We start from the raw sequence: 12812 nt of genomic DNA on the forward strand, positions 1-12812 counted from the left end.
GGCACTCATGGTGCTTAGAGTGATTTGTTGTTGAACTTCTTACTACCCGCTGAGTTATCGGCGTTACACCGAAACAGTACTGATTGTGCAAAATGAATGTCTTGGGTTAGGGGGGGGATGTTCCAGGTTTAATTCATAAAAGAGATTAATGGAAAAGGTATCATTGAGTTGTACCACGTAGTTTAAGCTCTGTTTGCACGTATACATGAAGAGGGAGTAAGCGTCCATCTCGGTATTTTTCCACCAGTAAGTTCACTCCCTGAGTTCCCATCAACTCAGAGTGAATACGAATTGTAGACAACGGCGGAAAGGTAAAGCGAGCAGTAGGAATATCATTCATACTAATCAACGTAATATCCTCTGGTATCTTTAAGCCAAATTCATGGATTGCACGTACTATGCCAATCGCGATGGAGTCTGAATCAATGAATACTGCTTTCGGGAAGTCACCTTTGGCTAGCATCTCTTTCGCTAAGTTATAACCGGACAAACTAGAGCAGGCACAATAGTGTATATCTTGTTCTGCAACCACGCCTTTTAGATAGCCATAGTCCAAAAACACATTTTCACGAGTGTCAGCTGCGTCGTGCTTGTCTTGACCGCCAATATAACCGATGCGGCGGTAGCCTCGTTGTACAAAGAAATCAACTACTTGCCTACTGACTCGAATAAGGTCGACATCAACGCAATCATAAGGGCAGGTTGGATCTGAAAAGTTTATGTAGCAGATGCTATCGGCTAGACGTTTAGGTAATTTATCTACTACCTTTTGGTCGACATTTCCGACTAAAAGGACACCTGTTATCTTTTTCGTTTCAACATCAATTTCACTGTTATAGCAATTGGTTAGCGTAATACCTAATTTGTCGCATTGCGTTTCAATCCCATGACGAATTGATAAGTAGTAAGGGTCATTCACCTCTGTTTCTTGTTTGTAGTTATATAAGGCTAAAAAGTGATGTTTTTGCTTAACTTCTTTGATGCCTTTCTTCGAGCTACTGGTGCGGTACTCCAGTTTTTCTGCAATTTCCAAAATGCGGTATTTGGTTTCTTCTTTAACGCTCAACGTTGGGTCGTTGTTCAAAACCCGCGATACGGTTGCAAGTGAGACGCCCGCTTCAATGGCGATATCTTTTAGCTTTGCCATGTAAATTTCCCGTCGGCACTGCTCACTGCCCAAGTGTGAGCTCAATAATCTGACTATTTTAAACAGCTACTTAGAGATGCACAAACCTTTAGTAAGACAGTCCTAAACACTTTAAATCAGCATATCAAGCCAACTTGTTTTCATGAAATACACTCTATTGAGTAATAAATAAAGCCGTAAACGTAAGGATTATATTGCTGTAAAAATACTGAAAAACGCGACTGGTTTGGAAACTTGCTACTTGTGGTAACTCTAGTACTTAATAGGACTCGAGCTGTTTAGAGTTTAATCAAGCAAACGTTTTATTGTTCATGTTTATGTTTTGTGTCTCATTTTATAAACAAATCAATAGGAAAGTATTCAACTCTATTTATAATCTCCGCGCTTTTAAAAGCTGTCTAACAGTATGAAAAATTAGGAAATTATAATGAAAAAAGTATTGCCATTATTGGCTTTAGGTGCAGTGGTTGCTTCAGCATCAGTTCAAGCAAAAGGTAACTGGTATGTTGGTGCTGATTTGGTAAATTCAGATCTTAAAGTTAAAAGCTTGTCAAAAGATTTTTCTGCGACAGGTCTTAGCTTTGCTGTAGGTAAAGAGCTTCAATATTCAGAAAACTTCAAACTAGCTTTTGAAGGTGAGTACATATACTTTGGCGACTTTGAAGAAACATTTTCTTACATGGGGTGGCCGGTTAAATTTAGTGTTGATGCTTCTGCGTTCAATTTCAATGCGAAGCCTAAATACCAATTTGCAGGTACAGGCTTCTATGTTGGTGCGATTGCTGGCCTTGGTGTAATGAGTGTTTCTTATGAAGTGAAATCATCTAGCACTGTTACCGATGATGGTCGTGATGTAGGCTTTAACTACGGTGTTGAGGCTGGTTATGAGTTCGCTTCAGGTTTGGTTGTATCTGGTGGCTACCGTGCTTCTTCGGTAAGTATTGATGCCGAAAACGGTGGCAGCGAAGATTTTGATTTTGACAGCCTGTACGTTGGTGTTGATTACAAGTTTTAAGCTCGCGTAAGCAAAACATAGATACTAAAAAGGAGCCGTTAGGCTCCTTTTTTGATCAGATTATCAATCAACTCATAATGGTGATCTTGTACGCCTGCAAGGTTGCCATATTTGGGTTGATGGCGGTCATTTTCTTTCGCGTGTTGCCAGCCAATGGTGTGACGCACAAAATGCTCTGCAAACGCGTGGGAAACTTCCAAGCAACCTGCCAGCACGGTATCAACATAACTTTGCATGATTGGGCTCTTTGCGCATGGTGGTAGTGGCTCGTCTTTTACGTAAACCCAAATGTCATGTTCTTGGTTAAAACTCGCATCTGTTTCGATTTGATCTGGCTGAAGTTGAATACGATGATAGCCGCGCTCACGGCGGTCGAATTCTGCGAGCGCTTCTTCATTTACTTCGAGTAAAACGCCATTAACCTGTCCATCGCCTTGGTTCACCACTAATGGAGAGAGGCTGTAGCTGTCGTCAATCTTCCCCCAGTAGCGAACCAACCCATGTGCTATGACGGGAATGGCTTCTCCCGTTTGTCCGGTTAATTTACGTGACGCAGAATTAATCAAACTGCCATAGCCAAATATGTACATTGTCGTTGCATCCCTTAACTGATAGTTGTGCCTCTCATGTTTATACCTAACCCGCATCTGAAGCACAACTTTACCTCTTAAGTATAATCTTAATTATAAACATGTATTTTTTATACATGTTTATGGTAGCATCAATATGTAGTTGAGTTAACCAGCATCGAGAGACGCTTGAGGGCAAGATAATGCTGAATATCACCGATAAAAAAGTAGAAGAAAAAATCCCCGCATGGCTGCGATTAGGCTTTCGGCCGTTTTTTCTGTTTGGGTCGATTTACGCCATTGTTGCGATTGCGTTGTGGGTGTGGATGTTCCAAGGCGGACAGCCAAACGCATTAGCCGTGCCTGCATTGTGGTGGCACGTACATGAAATGTTGTTCGGTTTTTCGATGGCCATTGTAGTTGGCTTTGTACTGACCGCGGTACAAAACTGGACTGGCATTAATGGTACCAAGCATTACATGCTTCTGGCTTTATTTGGCTTGTGGTTAGTGCCCCGCATATTGCTTTGGACACAAGCACCGTTATGGTTAACCAGCAGTATCGAAGCGGTATTTTTACTGTTTGTCGCCTATGAGGTGGGCATTCGTGTGTATCGAGCCAAAGGTTGGCGTAATTTGTTTTTCGTTCCACTGTTTCTTTTAGCCATCTTTGCGAACTTTGCAAGCTACGCAACGATAAAAGGTATGCCGCCCTTTAGCTCTTCAGCGGTGTGGCAAGCAATGCTGTGGTGGTTTACCTTGCTGTTGTCAGTGATGGGCGGACGTGTAATTCCATTTTTTACTGCGCGTCGATTTAATTTCGAAAAAGCGCAACCATTGGCTTGGTTAGAGTGGTTCGCGAACTTGCCATTGGTAATGCTATTTGTGCTGAGCTTTTTCCCTGTGACGTTTGCAGAACTAGGTAGTCGTTTGATGCTATTTGCAGGTGTTGCTCAGTTGGTGCGTTTTGTTCGCTGGAAACCTTGGTTAACCCTGAACGAGCCTTTAGTATGGTCGCTGCATGCTGCGTATTTGTGTTTACCACTAAGCTTAATTTTGCGAGGCGTCTGGGGAGATGCATTTGCCAGCCATAACCTCATTCACCTGTTTGCGATAGGTGCGTTAGGCGGTTTGATTTTAGCGATGATTACACGGGTGACGATGGGACATACTGGTCGCATGATCTACAAAGGGCCAAACATGAGCCTTGCGTTTGCAGCGATTACCGCGGCAGCTTTGGTTCGCAGTTTCGCCGTGATCTTTGATCCAGCGAACATGATACTGTGGATTGATATCAGCGGTGGATTATGGATTGTTGCGTTTGGGCTATTTGTGTGGCGCTTTGGTGTGATGCTTGTGACCCCTCGTGTGGATGGTCACCCCGGATAAGATTCTAATGTGAGTAGAGAAAAGAGGAGCCGCGTGCTCCTCTTTTGGTTTTTGTTCTTTATAGGTTTAGTGTTTATTCGTCTTCGTCGTCCGCTTTATTCGTGAGCCCCAAGCGTTTAAATAGCCACCACTCTAGACCAAAAATGACAATTAAGGCGATGCAGAACCAGGTGAATGCCATGGTGGAATCCACGCCTGGCATTCCACCAACATTGATACCGAGTAAACCTGTTAAGAAGCTGGTTGGTAGAAAAATCGTTGCTACCAAAGTAAACAGGTAACTGTTTTTATTGGTTTTTTCATCACGATGATGTTTGATCTCTTCTTGGAAAAGCGCCACTTCTCCAAGATAAAACTCAAGTGTTTCATTTATGCGCGTAATATTATTGTGTGCGAAGCGATATTGATGAGGTCTCAAAGCAATCAATTCTGATTCTGACTCCACAAGATCACGGATAGCGTACTGCTGAGGGCGAATAAAACGCTTGATAGAAATCAGTGCTTTTTGAGTCGCCATATGTTTGTACGTCGACTCATCATTCACGTCGAACTGGTTTAGTGTTTCTTCAATCGTATCAAGGTAAATGTCTATTTTACTGTTTAATCCTTCAATGATCTGATGAAGTAAACTGGCAAGACTTTTTGGGCCTTTGTGTTCCGCTAATGCTTGGCGAATCTCCATGATCGCGCGTGATGGAATTTTACGAGTTGAAATGAGTGCGCCTTGAAAGTAGAGAATTCGAATACTAAGCATATCTTCTGGTGATGCATTGCCGTTCATATTGACGCCTCGTAAAATCAACATGAAGTTCTCGTCATCCAAAGGATGGAAAGATGGTCGGCTTTCGTCGGCTAATAGATGATCAACCGTAGCTCGAGGTACTTGGTTCTGCTCCAGCCAACCACGAATATCAGGATGCAGCCGTTCGCAATGGTACCAATGCTTAGCTTGAATTTGCTCTGCCGTGGTGGATTGTTGAGTTGCTTCTGGGGTTGAGAAGTCCCAATGTTCAATCATAAAACCCATTTTCTTTTCCTTGTTTGAGCCGATACCAAAATAACCTCAAGATACTTCTTTCGCGAGAATTGCATTGCCATACAGAGGCAATACTCTGAGTACGGTACTCTGAAGTCATTGATGCATTATTTTTCAAATGAGTATGATTGTATTTAACGCCAAATGTCTATGAATAGTTGTTCTTATTTGCAATCGAGTGGAGCGCACCAAGGTGTTGTGCTTAAACAACAAAACAAAAAGCCTGCAACTAAGCAGGCTTTATTGTGGGGGAGGGAGGGGAGCTGTTAGCCAACTTGAGAAAGATTAACCACTTTCTGTTGTAGCTTTTTCTTTAAATAGTCCGTTAAGGCCTGTTTTTCTTCCTCGTTCATGTAAAGACCAAGCTTAGTACGGCGCCATAAAATGTCTTCATCGGTCATTGCCATTTCATGGTTCATTAAGTAATCGATCTCACGTTGGTAAACACCACCTGCTTGTGCCGAGAACGTTTGTCCTAAGTCAGCTTCACTTGTTGTGCCTTCCATTAAGTTCCAGGTTTGGGTACCAAACTGTGTGACATAACGAAGAATCAATGCTTCTGGCGCCCAAGTGTATTTAGCGTGAATTTGTTTAGCTAATTGTTCACGACTACAGCTGAAGTTACCACCAGGAAGGGTTTGGTTGGCCGTCCAGTCTTTACCCATTTCAGGTAGGAACGGAGCAAGTTTCTTCATTGCTGCTTCACCTAACTTACGGTAGGTCGTTAACTTACCACCAAAAACAGAAAGCAGAGGTGCATGGTCGTATTCCGCATCGAGCTCTAGCGTGTAGTCTCGTGTGATTGCTTGCGGAGAGTCAGATTCATCGTCACATAAAGGACGAACACCGCTGTATGTCCAAACTACATCTTCGCGAGTCAACTGGTGGACAAAGTGTTGGTTTACGATATCAATGAGGTAATCGACTTCGTCATCTGAGATCGACACTTCACGTGGGTCACCTTTGTATTCCACATCTGTTGTACCAATGATTGAGAACTTATCTAAGTAAGGAATCATAAATACGATGCGATTGTCTTTGTTTTGAAGGATGTAGGCTTGCGGTTCGTTGTGGATACGAGGAACAACGATGTGCGAGCCTTTGATTAAGCGAATGTTACGAGGAGAGGCTTGCTCTAATCCATCATCAAAGAACTGTTTTACCCAAGGCCCCGCAGCATTGACTAACGCTTTCGCTTTACGTTCGAAACGTTGGTCTGTCATCACATCGTGAATAGTAACGTGCCAGATACCACCTTCACGGTGTGCTTTTTCCACGCGGCAGTAGTTACGTACTTCAGCATGGTTTTCGCGAGCCGCAAGAACGTTCAGTAATACTAAACGTGCATCATCAACCCAACAGTCAGAGTATTCGAAACCCGTTTTCATTTCTGGTTTTAGCAAGCCAGATTTCGCAAGGTTGACGGTTTTACTGCCTTGCAGCGTCGTACGTTTACCCAAGTTATCGTAAAGGAAAAGGCCACAACGAATCATCCAAGCTGGGCGTAGGAATGGGCGATGCGGTAAACGGAAACGCATTGGTAATGCGACGTGTGGTGCTTTACGAAGAATAACCTCACGCTCTGCGAGCGCTTCCGAAACTAAACGAAACTCGTAGTGTTCAAGGTAGCGTAAACCGCCGTGTATCAGTTTAGAACTTGCTGAAGAAGTCGCAGATGCGAAGTCATTTGCTTCGTATAAGCCAACACTCAAACCTCGGCCAGCTGCGTCTGCTGCAATACCAGCTCCGTTAATGCCGCCACCGATTACGATCAAGTCTAAGGTAGTGGATGAGCTAGTAGTGGAAGCATTATTTTGTATACTCATAAATTTGACCTCTTGGTGAGCGAACGAGCATTTTAGAACATAATGTAATCCTAGCTCAGGTTTCGTTTGTGATCATCTATTATTTTCGTTTGTGAGCGTTTTGTGTGATTTAGACACAAAAAAACCTCTGTCTAATTAAGACAGAGGTCATTTGAGGGGGAATTATACGATTGACGTTACTCGTTTTCGGAGTTTGATTCGTTAGCTTCAACCACTTCAAGTGGGATAGAAGCTTCCTTCAAAATTGACAAGATTTCTTCTGGTGGCTGCTTATTGGTAAAGATCATGTTGAGCTGTGCAATATTGCCTAGTTTCACCATAGCATTGCGCCCGAACTTGGTGTGGTCTACGGCAAGAAATACACTACGGCTATTGTCAATGATCGCTTGTTTTACCCGGACTTCGTGGTAATCAAAGTCTAATAGCGAGCCATCGAAGTCGATACCGCTAATGCCGAGAATACCAAAGTCGAGACGGAACTGTTTAACGAAATCGAGGGTAGCCTCGCCAACAATACCGCCGTCTCTGCTGCGGACTTCTCCACCCGCTAAGATGACTTTGATTTCAGGGTTAGGGAAAAGAATGGTCGCAACATTGATGTTGTTGGTGACAACACGCAACTGTTTATGGTTTTTATTGAGCGCTCGCGCAACTGCTTCTGGTGTGGTGCCAATATCGATGAATAGTGTGGCACCATCTGGAATGTGTTTGACTACCTCGTCTGCAATGACATCTTTTTCATTGAAGTTGAGCGCTTTACGCGTGTTGTAAGATGTGTTTTCAGAACTGAGAGGAATAGTGGCTCCACCGTGATAACGACGAATTTTGTTGTCATCGGCGAGTTCATTGAGATCGCGTCGGATGGTTTGTGGGCTGACATTGAATCTTTCTACCAACTCATCCGTGCTGACATAGCCTTGTTTTTTCACCAGCTCAACAATCTGCTGGTGTCGAGGTATTTGCTTCACTTACCACTCCCTTGTGCATTGGTAACGGCCAATGCTTCAAATTCGAAGCTCTATTGTGCTCGAATTTGCTCGTTGTGAGAAGTAAGCGAGTTCAGGAATCGGGGATAAAGCGCAAAAAGAGCGCACAAATGGCGCTCTTTTTTTCTTATGGAGATGAGATTAATCTTCTTCGTCGTGAAGTTCAGACCAGGTTTGTGCACATTTCACTGCACGTTTCCAGCCCTTGTAACGACGATTGCGTTTTTCTTCATCATCGTGTGGCTCAAAGGTGCGATCAAGTACCGCTTTATTCTGCAACTCATCAATGCTATCCCAGTAACCAACTGCAAGGCCGGCAAGGTAGGCTGCACCAAGAGCGGTAACCTCAGTTACTTGAGGGCGGTGTACTTCTGTGTTCAATACATCGGATTGGAATTGCATTAGGAAGTTGTTCGCTACTGCACCACCATCGACGCGAAGGTTCGCAAGCTTAATGCCTGAGTCAGCTTGCATCGCATCCAGTACGTCACGAGTTTGATAAGCGATGCCTTCCAATGTTGCACGGATGATATGGTTTGAATTCACACCGCGAGTAAGGCCGACAATCGTGCCACGTGCGTAGGCATCCCAGTATGGAGCGCCTAAACCAGTAAATGCTGGCACGACATAAACGCCGTTTGATGTATCCACTTTTGTCGCGAAGTATTCAGAGTCTTCTGCACCGTTTAGGATTTTCAATTCATCGCGTAGCCATTGGATAGAAGCTCCACCCATGAATACGGCGCCTTCAAGTGCATAAGCTGGTTCGCCTGCAGGACCACAAGCCAAAGTAGTTAGAAGGCCATGTGTCGAAGTGACTTTTTCTTGGCCAGTATTCATTAGCAAGAAACAACCCGTACCGTAAGTGTTTTTCGCTTGACCCGCTTCAACACACATTTGGCCGTAAAGCGCTGCTTGTTGGTCACCTGCGATTCCAGAAATAGGAATACGAGTACCGCCTTTACCACCGATGTTGGTTTTACCGTAAATTTCCGATGAGCGCTTCACTTCTGGCATCATAGATGCTGGGATGCCAAGCTCATCTAACATTTTTTGATCCCAACATAGATCGTTGATGTTAAACAGCATGGTACGCGATGCGTTAGTGTAGTCGGTTACGTGAACGCGACCTTGAGTCATCTTCCAAACTAACCAAGTATCGACAGTACCAAACAACAGCTTACCTGCTTCTGCGTCTTCTCGTGCGCCTTCAACATTGTCCAGAATCCATTTAACTTTGGTACCTGAGAAGTAAGGGTCAAGCACCAAACCAGTGTTGTCACGTACATAGTTTTCGAGACCGCGTGCTTTTAAATCTTCACAGATATCAGCAGTACGGCGACATTGCCATACGATCGCATTGTAAACGGGTTTACCTGTTTCTTTGTTCCAGACGATGGTCGTCTCACGCTGGTTAGTAATACCGATAGCCGCTAATTGGTCGCTACGGATGCCAGACTTAGCTAGAGCTTCTACTAAGGTAGAGCTTTGTGTTGCCCAAATTTCCATTGGATCATGTTCAACCCAACCAGCTTCTGGATAAATCTGAGTAAATTCGCGTTGCGCGACGCTTACGATGTTCGCATCATGATCAAGAATCACTGCGCGAGAGCTTGTTGTACCTTGGTCTAGGGCAACAATGTATTTTTGCTCAGTCATGGTAAGAATCCTTTTGTTTCGTTATTTATATTTTAGTAAATGTTCGAGTTACGTCAGTTTAAGCTCTAGCTTCTTCTGTTTCTTCTTCCGTCTCACATTGGTTTGGAATCGTGCAACCGTGACCTTGTTGTGGAAGGTAAGCGGCAATAGCTTTTGGATACAACCAACCTCCAAAACATGCACCTGCAATCGGAGCAAGTAAAGGCACGATAAAGTAAGGAATGTCTTTAGCACCTGTCAGAGCGTAATCCCAGCCTGCGAAGTAAGCGAACAGCTTCGGTCCAAAGTCACGAGCAGGGTTCATAGCAAAGCCTGTTAGTGGGCCAAGTGAACCACCGATGACGGCAATCAAAATACCGATCAATAGAGGGTTCATTGCGCCACGTGCCGCGCCGTTATTTTCATCGCCCAGAGCCAGAATCGCAAACATCAGCACAGCAGTGATAACGAATTCCACAGCAAAAGCACCAAAGAAAGAGAGGGAGGCATGCGGATAGGTTGAGAAGATACCAGCAGTTGCTAGTGCATCTTGGCTGCTGCGAACGAAGTTATGAGCGATTTCGTAGTCGGTGAAAAGGTTGCTGTATAAGCTGTATACCAATGCAGCAGAACAGAATGCCCCAAGCATTTGAGCGATAATGTATGGCACCACTTTCGCCTTATCAAAACCATGGAACATAGCAAGTGCGATGGTAACGGCAGGGTTGATGTGTGCACCAGAGACGCCAGCCGTACAGTAAATAGCGATGGCGACACCGAAGCCCCATACAATACTGATTTCCCATTGTCCAAATGATGCGCCTGTTAGAACTAAGGCTGCAACACAGCCTACGCCGAAGAAAATAAGTAGTCCTGTACCGATAAACTCGGCCAAACATTCTCCAAGCAGAGAGGGGTGTTTGTTCGTTGTCATGTTAAAAGTCCTTTGATCATTTTTGCCTGTCTAGCACGATACTATTGTGCATATATAAACGTTTGCGAAAACAAACGAGCGTTAAAAATGAGCGTTTGAGCATAAATTTGTTAATCAAAGTCTTCGTTTTTGTTAAATGGCGCATCTTTTAACCGGAAAAGAACACAACGAAAATAATTTATTTGTCACGAGGCCAGTGTTGAGAGCGCTCAAATTACCGATGTGAAAAAGAATGCACAACTGGTAAGAGGAGTTTTGTGAAGCTGCTACGTGCTTGGAGACTTATTGCACAGAACTTGTGTAGCAATTAACCCTAAAGGAGTAGCGGAATGTCAAATGTATCAAGGGATAGCAGTGATATAAAAAATACGCTGTCATGTTTGGACTTTTAGAAAAAATCGTCATCCCATTGGTACCAATAGGATGAGTTGATAAGAGAATAAACGCTGTTAATGTCTTGTGTTTGTGAATCATTGCTTCGGCTTGTATTCAAATAAAAATTGTTTTTTTTATTTCGTTTGATGCTAAACGTGATCGTTTTTCAGCTTTTTAGTTATTAGTTGGTTCGGAGCGAGTAGGGCAGGCGTAAATCGCCCTTTTTACGGTTAGTTTATGTTCTAATTCGAGCCTTTGTTTCAAAGGTTTCGAATTAGAATGCTCAAGTGAGAGGTTTGAACATCAGTTTCATATTAACGAATCTTGAGTAAAGTTGAACGATGATCTAATTAATGCTCATATAATTTACTGTATTTACTTATATTTAATCCATGTGCAACATTTGTCACAGAAATAAAATCCTAACTCCATACAATTCATGAACTTTCGAACGAAGATTTATTTTGTTTCGTTCGCTCCTTTTGTGTTTTTACCATCGCATACAAAATAATGAGGTTCCTATGTTTGGAATATTCAAACCTAAGGCGCACATTGATCGTCTGTCCCCTGGCAGCATCGATAGCACCTACTCTCGCCTCCGTTGGCAACTCTTTATCGGTATCTTTGTTGGCTACGCCGGTTACTATCTAGTTCGTAAAAACTTCAGTTTGGCGATGCCTTATCTTATCGAGCAAGGCTTTAGCCGCGGAGACTTAGGTGTCGCCTTGGCAGCTGTTTCCATTGCATATGGTCTCTCTAAGTTTCTAATGGGCAGCGTTTCAGACCGCTCCAACCCTCGCTATTTCCTTAGTGGCGGCCTATTGATGTCTGCATTAGTGATGTTTTGCTTTGGCTTTATGCCATGGGCGACTGGTAGCGTCACTGCGATGTTCATTTTGCTTTTCTTGAACGGTTGGTTCCAAGGGATGGGGTGGCCTGCTTGTGGCCGAACCATGGTGCACTGGTGGTCACGTAAAGAGCGTGGTGAGATCGTTTCGGTTTGGAACGTGGCGCACAACGTGGGTGGCGGCTTGATTGGTCCACTATTTATTCTTGGCCTGTGGGCATTTAATGATGATTGGCGCACTGCATTTTATGTTCCTGCATTTTTCGCCACGTTGGTTGCTGTGTTTGTTTGGATGACGGTTCGCGATACCCCTCAGTCTTGTGGTCTGCCTCCGATTGAAGAGTACAAAGACGATTACCCAGATGACTATGACAAGTCCCATGAACAAGAAATGACAGCGAAGGAAATCTTCTTCAAATACGTCTTCAACAACAAACTTCTTTGGTCGATTGCAATTGCAAACGCATTTGTTTACCTAATTCGTTACGGCGTACTGGACTGGGCACCTGTTTACCTAAAAGAAGCGAAGGATTTCTCGGTAGATAAATCGTCATGGGCTTATTTCTTATACGAATGGGCTGGCATTCCAGGAACACTATTGTGTGGTTGGATCTCTGACAAATTGTTCAAAGGTCGTCGTGCACCTGCTGGTATCTTATTTATGGTGCTAGTGACAGTTGCAGTGATGGTTTATTGGTTTAACCCTGCGGGCAACCCAACAGTAGATATGATGGCGCTTATTGCAATTGGCTTCCTAATCTATGGTCCGGTTATGCTGATCGGTTTGTACGCACTTGAACTCGCTCCGAAGAAAGCCGCAGGTACTGCCGCTGGTCTTACTGGTTTGTTTGGATACCTGGGTGGGGCAGTTGCCGCAAACGCGATTTTGGGCTACACCGTAGACCACTTTGGCTGGGATGGTGGCTTTATCATCTTAGTGGGTTCTTGTATTACTTCTATCGTGTGTTTGATGTACGCCTTCTTAGGTGAACGTGCGCACCACGAGCAAAAAGAGCGCGAGAAGGAAGCGCTAGCGTAATATTTATTTAAA

General features: G+C 43.9%; 10 protein-coding genes. 3 read left to right on the top strand and 7 right to left on the bottom strand.

Annotation, left to right across the window (positions count from 1 at the left end; genetic code table 11):
* Nucleotides 1-160: 160 nt before the first annotated feature.
* Complete coding sequence (gene ebgR / locus R7R78_RS12350; protein WP_149192403.1) at nt 161-1147, bottom strand: transcriptional regulator EbgR; 987 nt, start codon at nt 1145-1147, stop codon at nt 161-163.
* A 427-nt stretch (nt 1148-1574) separates the two neighbouring features.
* Between ebgR and R7R78_RS12355 the strand changes: the two genes are divergently transcribed.
* Nucleotides 1575-2162 carry an outer membrane beta-barrel protein gene (locus tag R7R78_RS12355; protein WP_005380175.1) on the top strand — a complete coding sequence of 196 codons (588 nt, stop codon included), beginning with the start codon at nt 1575-1577 and terminating at the stop codon, nt 2160-2162.
* 38 nt (nt 2163-2200) lie between these two features.
* Here R7R78_RS12355 and R7R78_RS12360 read toward each other — a convergent pair whose 3' ends face one another.
* Complete coding sequence (locus tag R7R78_RS12360) at nt 2201-2752, bottom strand: gamma-glutamylcyclotransferase family protein (RefSeq protein ID WP_154205079.1); 552 nt, start codon at nt 2750-2752, stop codon at nt 2201-2203.
* Nucleotides 2753-2934: 182 nt separating this feature from the next.
* Between R7R78_RS12360 and R7R78_RS12365 the strand changes: the two genes are divergently transcribed.
* Nucleotides 2935-4119 carry an NnrS family protein gene (locus R7R78_RS12365; protein ID WP_104979655.1) on the top strand — a complete coding sequence of 395 codons (1185 nt, stop codon included), beginning with the start codon at nt 2935-2937 and terminating at the stop codon, nt 4117-4119.
* A gap of 73 nt (nt 4120-4192) precedes the next feature.
* Here the strand turns inward: R7R78_RS12365 and R7R78_RS12370 are convergent, their stop codons facing one another.
* From R7R78_RS12370 to R7R78_RS12390, 5 genes are all read right to left on the bottom strand, one after another.
* Nucleotides 4193-5146, bottom strand: coding sequence for a CorA family divalent cation transporter (locus R7R78_RS12370; RefSeq protein ID WP_005380188.1), 954 nt, complete (start codon nt 5144-5146; stop codon nt 4193-4195).
* Nucleotides 5147-5421: 275 nt separating this feature from the next.
* Nucleotides 5422-6981 (bottom strand): glycerol-3-phosphate dehydrogenase, encoded by a 1560-nt coding sequence (gene glpD / locus R7R78_RS12375; protein WP_017636005.1) that lies wholly within the window; start codon nt 6979-6981, stop codon nt 5422-5424.
* Nucleotides 6982-7157: 176 nt separating this feature from the next.
* Complete coding sequence (locus R7R78_RS12380) at nt 7158-7949, bottom strand: DeoR/GlpR family transcriptional regulator (protein ID WP_005380192.1); 792 nt, start codon at nt 7947-7949, stop codon at nt 7158-7160.
* Between the two features lie 159 nt (nt 7950-8108).
* On the bottom strand, nt 8109-9626 hold the full coding sequence (glpK, locus tag R7R78_RS12385) for a glycerol kinase GlpK (protein WP_005380193.1): 1518 nt from the start codon (nt 9624-9626) through the stop codon (nt 8109-8111).
* 58 nt (nt 9627-9684) lie between these two features.
* Nucleotides 9685-10539, bottom strand: coding sequence for an MIP/aquaporin family protein (locus tag R7R78_RS12390; RefSeq protein ID WP_005380195.1), 855 nt, complete (start codon nt 10537-10539; stop codon nt 9685-9687).
* An 896-nt stretch (nt 10540-11435) separates the two neighbouring features.
* Between R7R78_RS12390 and glpT the strand changes: the two genes are divergently transcribed.
* Nucleotides 11436-12800, top strand: coding sequence for a glycerol-3-phosphate transporter (gene glpT / locus R7R78_RS12395; protein WP_005380199.1), 1365 nt, complete (start codon nt 11436-11438; stop codon nt 12798-12800).
* Nucleotides 12801-12812 lie beyond the last annotated feature (12 nt).

This window comes from Vibrio sp. 2134-1 (assembly GCF_033339495.1).